The 13129-nt window shown below is 62.8% G+C and carries 11 protein-coding genes; 6 read left to right on the plus strand and 5 right to left on the minus strand.

The window, feature by feature from the left end; genetic code table 11:
- Positions 1-128: 128 nt before the first annotated feature.
- The 3 genes from fusA to rpsL are packed head-to-tail and all read right to left on the minus strand — an operon-like array spanning position 129 to position 3127.
- Positions 129-2246: an elongation factor G gene (gene fusA, locus RA29_RS20885; RefSeq protein WP_039689752.1), complete on the minus strand. Its 2118-nt coding sequence runs from the start codon at positions 2244-2246 to the stop codon at positions 129-131.
- 26 nt (positions 2247-2272) lie between these two features.
- On the minus strand, positions 2273-2743 hold the full coding sequence (gene rpsG / locus RA29_RS20890) for a 30S ribosomal protein S7 (protein ID WP_039689754.1): 471 nt from the start codon (positions 2741-2743) through the stop codon (positions 2273-2275).
- 12 nt (positions 2744-2755) lie between these two features.
- Entirely contained in the window at positions 2756-3127 is a 372-nt protein-coding gene (gene rpsL, locus RA29_RS20895) for a 30S ribosomal protein S12 (protein ID WP_024809820.1), read from the minus strand.
- A gap of 337 nt (positions 3128-3464) precedes the next feature.
- On the opposite strand from rpsL, the gene RA29_RS20900 reads away from it, so the two are divergent.
- Entirely contained in the window at positions 3465-4271 is an 807-nt protein-coding gene (locus RA29_RS20900; RefSeq protein WP_039689757.1) for a putative rhamnosyl transferase, read from the plus strand.
- Here the strand turns inward: RA29_RS20900 and RA29_RS20905 are convergent.
- Positions 4260-5126: a DMT family transporter gene (locus tag RA29_RS20905; RefSeq protein WP_039689795.1), complete on the minus strand. Its 867-nt coding sequence runs from the start codon at positions 5124-5126 to the stop codon at positions 4260-4262. The two genes, RA29_RS20900 and RA29_RS20905, sit on opposite strands and share 12 nt — an antisense overlap.
- A 139-nt stretch (positions 5127-5265) precedes the next feature.
- On the opposite strand from RA29_RS20905, the gene RA29_RS20910 reads away from it, so the two are divergent.
- The 3 genes from RA29_RS20910 to RA29_RS23720 all read left to right on the plus strand — a co-directional run bounded on the left by RA29_RS20910 (position 5266) and on the right by RA29_RS23720 (position 8635).
- Positions 5266-6531, plus strand: coding sequence for an MFS transporter (locus tag RA29_RS20910; RefSeq protein ID WP_039689797.1), 1266 nt, complete (start codon positions 5266-5268; stop codon positions 6529-6531).
- A gap of 203 nt (positions 6532-6734) precedes the next feature.
- Positions 6735-7532, plus strand: a complete 798-nt coding sequence (locus RA29_RS20915; protein WP_193743613.1) for a tripartite tricarboxylate transporter permease — start codon at positions 6735-6737, stop codon at positions 7530-7532.
- A 164-nt stretch (positions 7533-7696) separates the two neighbouring features.
- Complete coding sequence (locus tag RA29_RS23720) at positions 7697-8635, plus strand: NAD(P)-dependent oxidoreductase (protein ID WP_193743612.1); 939 nt, start codon at positions 7697-7699, stop codon at positions 8633-8635.
- Here the strand turns inward: RA29_RS23720 and RA29_RS20930 are convergent.
- Positions 8632-9633: a LacI family DNA-binding transcriptional regulator gene (locus tag RA29_RS20930; RefSeq protein WP_052249857.1), complete on the minus strand. Its 1002-nt coding sequence runs from the start codon at positions 9631-9633 to the stop codon at positions 8632-8634. The two genes, RA29_RS23720 and RA29_RS20930, sit on opposite strands and share 4 nt — an antisense overlap.
- Before the next feature lie 116 nt (positions 9634-9749).
- Between RA29_RS20930 and RA29_RS20935 the strand changes: the two genes are divergently transcribed.
- Positions 9750-12074 (plus strand): aminomethyltransferase family protein, encoded by a 2325-nt coding sequence (locus RA29_RS20935; RefSeq protein ID WP_039689759.1) that lies wholly within the window; start codon positions 9750-9752, stop codon positions 12072-12074.
- Positions 12071-13129 (plus strand): betaine/proline/choline family ABC transporter ATP-binding protein, encoded by a 1059-nt coding sequence (locus RA29_RS20940; RefSeq protein WP_241462684.1) that lies wholly within the window; start codon positions 12071-12073, stop codon positions 13127-13129. The genes RA29_RS20935 and RA29_RS20940 overlap by 4 nt, the downstream gene beginning before the upstream one ends.

A 13129-nucleotide genomic window follows, 5' to 3' on the forward strand; every position in this document is an offset into this window, starting at 1 on the left:
TCAAACTTTTCCTTTGCCATTGCAAAGCTCCTTCTTTGTCTCAAGGGTGGCGGGGTGAACCCCGCCCTACGGTGGGTGGTAGGGCGGGGTTCACCCCGCCTTCCCAGTGGTCGGGAAACCCGACCTTATTAAGCGTATTTCGCCTGGATCTCGTCGCTGATGTTCTGCGGCACGGGATCATAGTGGTCGAACTGCATGGTGAACTGGGCACGGCCCGACGACATCGAACGCAGGGTGTTGATGTAGCCGAACATGTTGGCCAGCGGCACCATTGCGTCGATGGCGATGGCGTTGCCGCGGTTCTCCTGGCCCGACACCTGACCCCGACGCGATGTCAGGTCACCGATGATGCCACCGGTATATTCTTCAGGCGTGATGACCTCGACCTTCATGATGGGCTCCAGAAGCTTGGCGCCGGCTTTCTTCATGCCTTCGCGCATGCCCATACGGGCCGCGATTTCGAAGGCCAGAACGCTGGAGTCCACGTCGTGGAATTTACCGTCGATCAGAGCCACCTTGAAGTCGATGACCGGGAAGCCAGCAAGCGGACCGGAGTCCATGACCGACTGGATGCCCTTTTCAACGCCCGGGATGTATTCCTTGGGCACGGCACCACCAACGATGCGGCTCTCGAAGGAGTAGCCTTCGCCTGCTTCTGTCGGCGAGATGATCATCTTCACCTCGGCAAACTGACCCGAACCACCCGACTGTTTCTTGTGGGTGTAGGTGTGCTCGACCTCGTGACCGATGGTCTCGCGATAGGCCACCTGCGGGGCACCGATGTTGGCTTCGACCTTGAACTCACGCTTCAGGCGATCAACCAGAATGTCGAGGTGCAGTTCGCCCATGCCCTTCATGATGGTCTGACCGGATTCCAGATCAGTTTCCACACGGAAGGACGGGTCTTCTGCCGCCAGACGCGCCAGACCCTGGCTCATCTTCTCCTGGTCGCCCTTGGTTTTGGGCTCAACCGCGATCTCGATCACCGGGTCGGGGAAGGTCATCGTTTCCAGAACAACCGGCTCTTTTTCCGAGCACAGCGTGTCACCGGTGGTGGTGTCCTTCAGACCCGCCAGCGCGATGATGTCGCCTGCAAACGCTTCCTCGATCTCCTCGCGGTTGTTCGAGTGCATCATCATCATACGACCAACGCGCTCTTTCTTGCCTTTGGTCGAGTTCAGCATCGAGCCACCCTTGTTCAGGACGCCCGAGTAGATGCGGGTGAAGGTCAGCGAGCCCACGAAGGGGTCGTTCATGATTTTGAACGCGAGGCCGGAGAACGCCATGTCGTCGTCCGCACGGCGGGCGATGTTACGCTCTTCCGTTTCGTCACCGGGGGCAAAGCCCATGTAGTCAACCACGTCCAGCGGGCTGGGCAGGTAGTCGATCACGGCGTTCAGCAGCGGTTGGACACCTTTGTTCTTGAAGGCCGAGCCACCCAGAACCGGAACGAAGTCCAGCGCCAGCGTGCCCTTGCGCAGCAGCTTGCGCAGCGTGGGAACGTCAGGTTCGTTGCCTTCGAGGTAGGCTTCCATCGCGTCGTCGTCTTGCTCGACGGCGGCTTCGATCATCTTCTCGCGCCACTCGGCGGCCATGTCGGCCAGCTCGGCACGGATGGGTGCCTTGATCCAGGATGCACCCAGATCTTCGCCCTGCCACAGCCACTCTTCCATGGTGACCAGATCAACCAGGCCTTCCAGCTCGGTCTCTGCACCGATCGGGATACCGACGGGCACGGCGCGGGCGCCGGTGCGGTCTTCGATCATGCTCACGCAGTTGAAGAAGTCGGCGCCGATCTTGTCCATCTTGTTGACGAAGACCATGCGCGGCACCTTGTAGCGATCTGCCTGACGCCACACGGTTTCGGTCTGAGGCTCAACACCGGCGTTGGCGTCCAGAACACAGACAGCACCGTCGAGAACCGCCAGCGAACGCTCAACTTCGATGGTGAAGTCCACGTGGCCGGGGGTGTCGATGATATTCAGGCGGTGCTTTTCAGTTTCGGCCGTTTGGCCGTCCTCGGTCCGCTCCCAGAACGTGGTGGTCGCAGCCGACGTGATGGTGATCCCGCGTTCCTGCTCTTGCTCCATCCAGTCCATGGTGGCCGCACCATCGTGCACCTCACCGATGTTGTGGGACTTGCCTGTGTAGTACAGGATGCGTTCCGAACATGTGGTCTTGCCAGCATCGATGTGAGCCATGATGCCGAAGTTGCGGTAGCGGTCGAGCGGATATTCGCGTGCCATGGGGCTGCTTCCTCAGGGTGTCTGGATTACCAACGGTAATGGCTGAACGCTTTGTTGGCGTCGGCCATCTTGTGCGTGTCTTCACGCTTCTTCACGGCAGTACCGCGCGACTGTACGGCGTCGAGCAGTTCACCGGCGAGGCGTTCTTCCATCGTGTTTTCGTTGCGGCCGCGGCTGGCTGTGATCAACCAGCGGATGGCCAGCGCTTCGCGGCGCTCGGGACGCACTTCAACCGGCACCTGGTAGGTGGCACCACCGACGCGGCGCGAACGCACTTCGACGGACGGTTTGATGTTGTCCAGCGCTTCGTGGAACACTTCCACGGGGGCGCGCTTGATCTTGCCTTCAACACGGTCCAGCGCGTTGTAGACGATGCGTTCTGCGGTCGATTTCTTACCATCCAGCATCAGGTTGTTCATGAACTTGGTCAGAACCTTATCGCCATACTTGGCGTCGGGCAGGACTTCGCGTTTCTCGGCGGCGTGACGACGTGACATCTGCTGCTCTCCTTATTTGGGGCGCTTGGCGCCGTATTTCGAACGGCGTTGCTTACGATCTTTGACGCCTTGCGTGTCCAGAACACCGCGCAGGATGTGATAGCGCACACCGGGAAGGTCTTTGACACGGCCGCCGCGGATCAACACAACCGAGTGCTCTTGCAGGTTGTGGCTCTCGCCGGGGATGTAGCTGATGACCTCGAACCCGTTGGTCAGGCGCACCTTGGCAACCTTCCGCATGGCCGAGTTCGGCTTTTTCGGTGTGGTGGTGTACACGCGGGTGCACACGCCACGCTTCTGAGGGTTGCCCTCAAGGTGAAGCGACTTCGAGCGTTTTACTTTGGGCTGCCGCGGCTTGCGGATCAGCTGTTGGATCGTTGGCATTGCAGGTTCTTTCCCCGTCTCATCAACATATGTCGTGCGGGACTGCCCCGCGGTTTCAATCTCATCGCTTGCTGTGCGTCCACAACAGCGCAAAAACCGCAATCGCTCCGGTGGACGGCGCGACGCGGTGGGTTTCCAGAGGATCGGGCCAATGCAGGGGCCGGATCGTGTCCACTTAAGTTTTGATTTCGGTGCCGGGACTGACCCCTTGCCGAGATAGCGGGCGTATAGGGGGAGTCGGGGGTACTGTCAACAGCCACACCCGACTTGCATGGGCCGTATCCGATAGGGCACAGTCCACCGCAATACGAGCAGAAAAACAAGGGGCTTGGCCACCATGCAGATCATCGGGCTCTGCCGCTTTTCCTATCCCGCCATCGGGGGGTTCCAGGTCGGTCACGAAACGACCCGCGAACGCATGGATTACCTCTGGGCCCATGACCGGATCGAAGAGCGGTTTCGCCTGCTCGAAACCATGGCCCTGCCCTGCCTGCGCGCCCAGACGGACGAGGATTTCGACCTCCTGATCCTCATCGGCGATCAGTTCCCCAAGCAGCATCGCGACCGCCTGCACGACCTGACGGCGGGCATGAAACAGGTCAAGATCATCGCCGAACCCCCGGCCCCCAGCCGCGAGATGTCCAAGGCGCTTTTGAACAATGCCCGCCGCGACCCGTCCAAACCCTGCATCCAGTTCCGCCACGATGACGACGACGCCTGCGCCGTCGACTTCATCGAAAAGCTGCGTGAGGCGGCCAAGGATGCCCGCCCCCTGACCAAGAAGCACAAGACCGTCGGGCTCGACTGGAACCAGGGGTACATCGCCGAAGTGGGCGCGCACGGTATCTCGGCCACCCAGATCTACCGCGCCTTCTATGTCTCCGCCCTCGGCATGCACATCCAGGGCGATTGCGCGATGACGATCCACAACTTCATGCACGAACGCATCCCACAATTCATGCCCTGCGTGACGTACTCAGACCGCGACATGTTCGTCCGCACCCACAACGGCTACAACGACAGCCGCCAGAAAAAGGTAAAGGACTGGCCGGTCGAGCCGCTGACACCCAAGCAGGAGCGCCTCTTCCGCAACCGCTTCGCCGTGGACGTGGACGCCGTGAAGCGAATCTTCTCAGCCCCCTGACACCTGCCGCTCGCGATACAGCGTAAAGAGCCCCGTCGCCACGACAATGGCAGCTCCGAGGAGCGTCAGCGACGAGGGCCAGTCGCCAAAAACCAGCCAGCCCAACACCAGCGCCCAGATCAACCCGGTATAGCGGAACGGCGCGATAAAGCTGATCTCACCCACACGCATCACCTGCACCGAAAAGAAGTAACCGCCGATGATAAAGACGGACGCGCCACCGATCAGCAGCGCAAGCCGCAGATCAATCGGCACCCACGCCGACCCGGAACCACTCACGCCAGCAAACAGCGTCACGGTCAGCGCCGCGACAAGGGTCACCGTCATCGACGGCACCTCCTCCGACAACCGCCGCGTCGCCAGATCGCGCACCGTCACGCAAGCCACCGCGATCAACGCATACACCGACCAGACCGAAAACCCCTCCGCCCCTGGGCGCACGATCAGCAGCATACCCATGAAGCCGATCAGAATAGCCGACATACGCCGCCAGCCCAACGGCTCGCGCAGAAACAGCGCAGCCCCCACGGCCACAGTCAAGGGCAACACCTGCAAGATGGCCGTCACATTGGCGAGCGGCATGTTCAAAAGCGCTGTGATAAAGAAATACGCCGCCCCCACCTCGGCCCCCGACCGCACGGCAATCAGACCCCAATCGCGCCGCGCAATGCGAAAGTGAATGGCACCCAGCCAGCGCGCCATCACCACGATCAGAACGGACGAGATCACACCGCGAATGACCAGCAACTGCATAAGCGGCACCGCCCCATCCGTCATCTTGATCAGCGTGTCGTTCAGCGTGAACGACGCCATCGACGCCATCATCAAAAGCGCACCAATCGTGTTGGGAGACATGGGGAAACCAATCCTGAGCTTGCCTGGCGACGCTATCTTCATCGTTTCGCAGTGACCAGAGACACAGGTCGGAATTATTCCTTGACCTCAAGTGGACTTGACCTCGTAGGCCGTGAAAAACTCTGACACGAAAGACCCAATGGCAGACCGCTCCCTCCTCCCCCGTTTCATCGCAGCAAGTGGCATGACCAACCTGGCCGACGGCATCGCCGTCGTGGTCTGGGCCTGGATCGCGTCCCTCCTGACCCGCGATCCCGTGCTGATTGCGCTCATGCCCATCGCCTTGCGCTTGCCGTGGTTCCTCTTTGCGCTGCCTGCGGGCGTGGTGACGGACCGCGTGGACCGGCGTCTTCTGATCCTCGGCATGGATGTCCTGCGCGCCGCCGCCTTTGCCGCGGCGGGGCTCTGTGTATGGCTCTCGATGCCGCTGGCGTCTGCACCCGACGCAGGCACCGCCAACCCGGCATTGTTCTACGCGCTTCTGTCCTGCGCCTTGTTCGTGGGCACGGCAGAGGTGTTTCGCGACAACGCCGCCCAGACAATCCTGCCCGCACTCGTCCCGCACGCGCAGCTCGAACAGGCCAATGGCCGGTTGTGGAGCGTCGAGCTGGTCGGAAACTCCTTGCTCGGTCCCGCGCTCGGCGCCTTCCTGATTGCCGCCGTGCTCTGGACCCCGTTCGCCCTGAACGCCGCCATGTTCGCGCTCGCCGCACTGCTGGTCCTGTCGCTCAGCGGGCCGTTCAAGCCGACACGGACGGAACACGGATCATGGCGCAGCGATCTGGCCGAAGGCTGGCGCTTTCTGCGTGGCCACCCGTTCCTGATGGTGCTGGCGGTGATCACAGGGATCTGGAACCTGCTGCACCAGATGGTCGTCATCGCCCTGATCCTGCACGTACAGGAAAACCTCGGGATCGGGGCACAGGGCTACGGCCTCATCCTCGCTGCGGGAGCGGTCGGGGGCATCGCGGGCGGCATCGTCGCGGCGCGCGTGGTCAAACTGATGGGCCAAAACGCCGCCGCGCAATGGATGACACTCGCCTCTGCCGTGGCCTTTGCCATTATGCCCTTTGCGCCCAACGGCTATGTGCTGGCACTGGTGCTGGCGATGTTCGAATTCACTGGCCTCATCTGGAACACAGTCTCCGTATCCTACCGCCAACGCTCCATCCCTGACGCGCTCTTGGGCCGGGTCAACAGCATCTACCGGCTGCTCGCATGGGGCATGATGCCCATCGGGCTGCTCCTGTCCGGTCTGGTTGTGCGCTGGTCTGAAGGAGTTGTGACCCGCGACCTCGCCCTCATCACGCCTTTCGTCCTTGCGGCGCTGGGGGCCACAGCGCTCACAGCGCTGGCATGGCGCCCTCTGGGCCGGGGGTTCAAACCGATCGGCGCGCCTCAGTAGGCTTAAGTCATTCCGCAGCCAGCGGCAATTCCAGAACGATCGAGGCCCCCCGCGCCCGTTACGACTACCCCTACCTCACCGACGGGCTGAAGCTGGTGATCGTAGGCTTGGGCATCTTCGCCATCCCGGAAATCATCTAACTGCTCCGCCAGGACCGCGCCATTGCCAAGGAACAATCGCTTGGCGGCAGCTGGCTGGACGGCGTGCGCGACTGGTTTGCCAACATCTGGCTGTCGGTGCGCTGCTCGATCATTGGCGTGGTCGTGGGTGTGATCCCCGGCCTTGGCGGCTCCGTTGTCGACTGGATCGCCTACGGTCACTCCGTTCAATCGACCAAGGACAAATCGAACTTCGGCAAGGGCGAAGTGCGCGGCGTGATCGGCCCCGAAAGCTCGAACAACGCCAAGGAAGGCGGCGGGCTGGTCCCCACCCTCCTCTTCGGCATCCCCGGCTCAGGCTCTATGGCGATTTTCATTGGCGCCATCGCCCTTCTGGGCTCCGGCCAGATCGAGGTCGGCCCAGCCATGCTGAAAAACAACCTCGACATCACCTACTCCATCGTGTGGCTCCTCGCGCTGGCCAACGTCGTGGGCACCATCATCTGCATCGCGGCGTCCGGCGGGATCGCCAAGCTCACAACGATCCGCTTCGCGCTCCTCGCCCCGTTCCTGTTCATGATCATCAGCTTCGCCGCCTGCCAGTCCTGCCAGAACCTGATCGATCTTGTCGCCCTTTTTGCCATCGGTTTCCTGAGCATCCTCATGCGCCGCTTCGACTGGTCGCGCCCGGCCTTCCTGATCGGTTTCGTGCTCAGCGATCCGGCCGAAACCTACGCCAACCAGGCCCTGCAAATCGCCCAATCCCGCTTCCGCCGCGGCTTTGAAGAGGGGCTCGATTACATCTTCTCCCCCATCGTGATCGTCCTGATCATCATCACCGTCCTGTCGGTGGTCATCGGCCTGCGCCAATCGAAAAACATCATGGCCGAGGACGACGTGTAGTCCTGCTCCAAACGCGCGCCCTTCCTCTTCCTGATCGCGATCACCGCCTACATCGCCTACGCCTTATACGACGCCGCCTCGATCCCGTCGTTCAGCCGCGACCGCACCTTCCCCATGTTCTTGGCGGGCGTCTGCCTCGCGGGTTGCGCGGTACGATCATCCGCATGATGCTGAGGCCTGAGACCGACACAATCTTCGCCGACCGCGAGCGTGAAATCCCGGAACAAGTCGCCTCGATCCGAGCAGGCCACTGGCAATCCGGCGTCGGGCGCACACTGCGGGGCCGCACACTCGGGCTCTACGGCTACGGACGCATCGCCCAAGCGGTTGCCACCTATGCAAAAGCCATCGGCATGAATGTCCAATGGTGGGCCTCGGACGATGGACGCGCACGGGCACAAGCGGATGGTGAAACGGTCGCCCCTTCACGCAACGCCTTCTTCGCAACCTCCGACATCGTCAGCATCCACGTCCGGCTCAAACCCACCACGCGGGGCATCATCACCGCCGACGACCTTGCCGCCATGACGCCGCGCAGCCTCTTCGTGAACACCTCGCGCGCGGGTCTCGTCGCCCCCGGCGCACTCGAAGCGGAAGTGGCCCACTTCGCATGGCAGACCTTTGACGCCAAGGTGCTGGACCTGCTCTACGGCGAGTACCACTTCCACGACGCGCATTATGTCGAGGCGGACACACTCGACGCCCTGATCCCGATGCTGGACGGGGTCGATCACGCGCAGGCTGCCCAAACGCTCAACGCCTACAACGCCGCCGTGGACGACGGCACGCCCTTCGACCCGACAATCCTCGACGGCAAAGCCACCCAAGGGCTTCCGCTCGCCAAATCGAACTGGGCGCAACGGCTCGAACAGGGGCCTTTCCGCGCCTACCCGGTCACGGGTGGGATCACCTTTACCTATGGCGGGCTCAAGGTGGACCAAACTGGCGCCGTGTTGACGGGCACCAACGCCCCCATCCCCGGCCTCTACGCCTGTGGCGAGCTTGTGGGCAGCGTGTTCTTCAACGGCTACCCCGGCGGCTCAGGCCTGACCTCGGGTGCCGTCTTCGGACGATGCGCAGGCTACGGCGCAGCCTCGATCTAGGTCAGGTCAGCCACCGATCCGCGTTCAATGATCCCCGCCGTCAGCAACTCATTTTGCAGCGGCGCGCCATCCTCAAGATAGGCCACGATCCGCTGCGCCACCATCTCGCCCATGCCCACGGCGGGCAGATCAATGGTGGTCAGCGGCGGCACAATGTCGCGGGACCAATCGAGGTTGTCAAAACCCATGACAGAAATGTCCTGCGGGATGCGCTTACCCGCCTCGGCACAGGCAAAATACGCGCCCAGCGCCAGCACGTCGGTCGAACACAGATAGGCGGTGAAATCCCGCGGATCCTCCAGCGCGGCAGCAACGCACGCCTTGCCGCCCGCCACATCCAATGGCGCCTCGAAAAACGCCAGATGCTCGAACCGGTCGCCCACAGAGGCCGCACCAGAGCGGCGGGAACGGGTCCGGTCGCTTTCGCCCAAGGGCCCATGCACAACAGCCACGCGCCGATGCCCCCGGTCCGCCAGATGCTGCATGGCGCGCTCCGCCAGCAGCGCATTGTCATAGCCAATGGCCGGCCGCGCGCTGCGGTCGTCCCAGGCAGAGGTAAAGACATATGGAACCGCCCGGCGTTCCAGCATCTCCAACAACAGGTCACTGTGATCCAGCCCACTCAGGATCAAGGCGTCAGCCCCCATACCCAACAGCTTGCGGGCCGCGGCCAGTTCCTCTGCCTCGTCCGCCTTCGCGATTGCCATGATCAGGGAGTACCCGCGCTCCCCCAATGTCCGCTCGACGGCGGCAATAAACTTGGCAAAAACCGAATGCTCGATGGTCGGGATGATGGCCGCCACAGCCTTCGACCTGCGGGTAGACAACGCACGCGCCGCCGGGTTCGGCAGGTAATCGAGCCGCGCACAGGCCTCCAGCACCCGCTGCCGTGTCTCGTCGCTCACCTTGCTGCCGCCATTGACCACGCGCGAGATGGTCGCCGTGGACAAGCCCGTTTCGCGGGCAACATCGCGGATACTGACGCCAATCTTGTTCACAAACCGCCCCCTTCCCGTCCCACACTCTTGACCGAAGCGATTCGCGGGTGTTGAAATGTAACCGGTTACACCGCACCTACGTCAATGATGTGGAAACCGAACAGGGAAATAGGCTCGTGTTACAACGAAGCGACAGCATTGCACCGCAGCGGGTGCGCTACCAGGGTCTGAAGGACACGTCGACCCTGCGCCGGGACGTGCGGTATGGACGCATGGAACAGGTCCGCGTGCGGGCCGGATCCGTCATCTCGCTGACCACGACGGACGGCGGATGCGATGTGTGGATCGCCGCGCGGACGGACACCGCGCGCACCTTCGACACCAGCGCGTTCGAGGGCGTGACAACAGCCGGCGACGCCCTGCCAACCACCGGCTACGATGCACGGCCCCTGCACGCCATGGCACAGGGGCGCGACAGCACGCTCGACGCAGCGCGCGGCCTGCACATCTTCGGACCCGAAGATGCACCGGGCGAAACCCATATCGGCAAGGTCACACAGGACGCCGACCTGATTTGCATCCTGCCCGCACAGGACGGCTTCATCGAAACGGGCGCTGGGGGCAGCGTGACGCTGACGATCCAGCCCCCGGCAGGCAACGGCTTTGACCTGGCGCTGCCCGACCCACTCGGACACGTGGTCGATGAATGGCGCGTCAGCCGCGGCACCGCCCACGCCTATACGCTCAAAAAGGGACAATTCGTCCAGATCATCGATGTCGAAGGGCAGCAATGCTCCGACTTCATGGCGATGCGGGCCGATGCACTGGACAGCGGGCTGGAACGCTATATCGACAGCACCGTCTCGCGCACCATGGCGCGCGGCGCCTACCCCACACCCGGCCTGCACGACAAGTTTTTTGATCAGGACATGGTGCCCCTGCTGGCACTGCGCCAGGACACAGTGGGCCGCCACGACACCTTTGCACTGGCCTGCACCGCCCGCGGCTACGAAGAGCGCGGCTTTCCCGGCCACATCAACTGCTCCGACAACATCTCGGGCGCCTTCGCCCCCTACGGCATCGGCAACCGCCGCGCCTGGCCTGCCATCAACTTCTTCTTCAACTCGTGGATCGACTGGCAAGGCCATCATATCGAAGCGGACGAGGCATGGTCCCGCCCCGGCGATCACGTAACCATGCAGGCGCTGACCGACCTCGTCTGCGTCTCAACCGCCTGTCCCGACGACGTGGACCCAATCAATGGATGGAACCCAACAGATGTGCATGTCCGCATCTACGACGAAAACAGCCGGATACAGCACGCCGTCGCATGGCGCGCCAACCCCGAGGACGCAGCGCAAATGACCGCCCATTCCGCCTTCCATCCGCGCATCTCCAAACTGACCAGCAGCTACCAGGTGGCTCGGCAGCTTTGGATGCCCACGCAATACGATGCGACCGGGGCCATCGCCGAATACTGGGCCTGCAAGAACGCGGCCACGCTGCAGGACATGTCGGGCCTGCGCAAATTCGACATCATCGGCCCCGATGCCGAGGAGCTGCTGCAAATCTGCCTGACCCGCAACGCGGCCAAGCTGTCGCAACATCGCGGCTTCTACGCGCTGGTCTGCGACGCGCGCGGGTCGGTGCTGGACGACGGCACGCTCTTTAGGCTCGAAGACACCGCCTTCCGCTGGTGCTGCGGCTCGGACAACTCCGGCCTGCACCTGCGCGAACAGGCAGCCGCCCACGGGTTGAACGTCCGGGTGCTCAGCTACGGCGACAAGATCCAGAACCTCGCCCTTCAGGGGCCCAAATCCCGCGACATCCTGCGCAAGATCGTCTTCACACAGCCCTCGCGCCCGTCGCTCGACAACCTCAAATGGTTCGGCTTCACCATCGCCCGTCTGCACGACCGGGATGGACCGATGTTCATGCTTTGCCGCACTGGCTTCACAGGGGAACTCGGCTACGAAATCTTCTGCGACAGCGCCGACGCGGTCACCATCTGGGACGCACTCATGGAGGCAGGCGCGCCCGACGGGCTGGTGCCCATGGGCGGCAACGCCCTCGAAATGCTGCGGATCGAAGCGGGTCTGATGATCTCAGGCGCCGAGTTCGGGCCAGAGGCGGACGCCTTTGAATCGGGCCTCGGCTTTGCCGTCGATCTGAAAAAGGAAAACTTCATCGGGCGCACCGCCCTTGAACGCAACAACACGGCTCCGCGGCGCAAGCTCGTGGGCCTGCACATGGCCGGCAATGAGGTGCCCGTCCATGGCGATGGCATCTTTGTGGGACGCGAGCAGGTGGGCACCATCACCAGTGCCTGCCACTCCCCCGCACTCGGACATGCAATCTGCATGGCCCGGGTCGCCGTCGAAAACGCCGCACCCGGCACGGAACTGGAAGTGGGCAAACTGGACGGACATATGAAGCGCCTCGGCGCAACGCTTGTCGACCTGCCCTTCCTCGACCCAAAAAGAGAAAAGGCACGCGCTTGAACGACAACAGGGAAGAAGGGGTGGTCGTCACCCGCAACGTTTGGAAAATCTTTGGCAGCCGCGCAGACGAAGCGATGGAAGCCGTACGCAGGGACAACCTGTCCAAGGCCGAGGTGCTGGAACAATTCGGCGCTGTCGTGGGGGTCAAGGATGTCTCGATCTCCGTCGGTGAGGGTGAGATTTTCTGCATCATGGGCCTGTCCGGCTCGGGCAAATCCACCCTCGTGCGGCACATCAACCGCCTGATCGAACCCACGGGCGGCGACATCCTGATCAACGGGGCCAATGTCGGCCAACTCAACGCCGAAGAGCTTCGCGCCATGCGCGCCGACAAGATCGGCATGGTGTTCCAGAACATGGCGCTTCTGCCCCACCGCACGGTGCGCGACAACGTCGCCCTGTCGCTGGAGCTGCGCAATGTCGATGCCTACACCCGTGCGCAAGTGGCCGACCGGGTGATCGAACTGGTCAGCCTGCAAGGCTACGGCGATCGCCTGCCCTCGGAGCTGTCGGGCGGGATGCAGCAGCGCGTGGGCCTCGCCCGCGCCATGGCTGCCGACCCGGACATCCTCTTGATGGACGAACCCTTCTCGGCCCTCGACCCGCTGATCCGGCGCGTGCTTCAGGACGAATTCCTCGACCTGTCGAAATCGATGAACAAGACGACGCTCTTCATCACCCACGACCTGGATGAGGCGATCCGCATGGGCAACCGCATCGCCATCATGAAGGATGGCGAGATCGTGCAGGTCGGCACACCCGAAGACATCGTGACCAAGCCCGCCGACGACTACGTGGCGGACTTCGTGGCTGGCATCTCGAAGCTGAAGCTGCTCTATGCACACACAGTCATGGAACCGCTTGAAGCCTACGAACAACGCAAGGGGCCCATCCCGCAGGCCGAGGCCCCCGTGGCCGAACCCGACGACGACCTCGACAAGCTGATCGCGCTCAGCGTCAACCAGGACCACCCGGTGCTGATCAAGTCGGACGGCAACGTCGTGGGCGTGGTGTCCAAAGATGCAATCCTGCACGGCGTCCAGGGGGAGGCGTAA

This window comes from Tateyamaria sp. ANG-S1 (genome assembly GCF_000814025.1).
In the GTDB taxonomy this organism is placed as follows: Bacteria; Pseudomonadota; Alphaproteobacteria; order Rhodobacterales; family Rhodobacteraceae; genus Tateyamaria.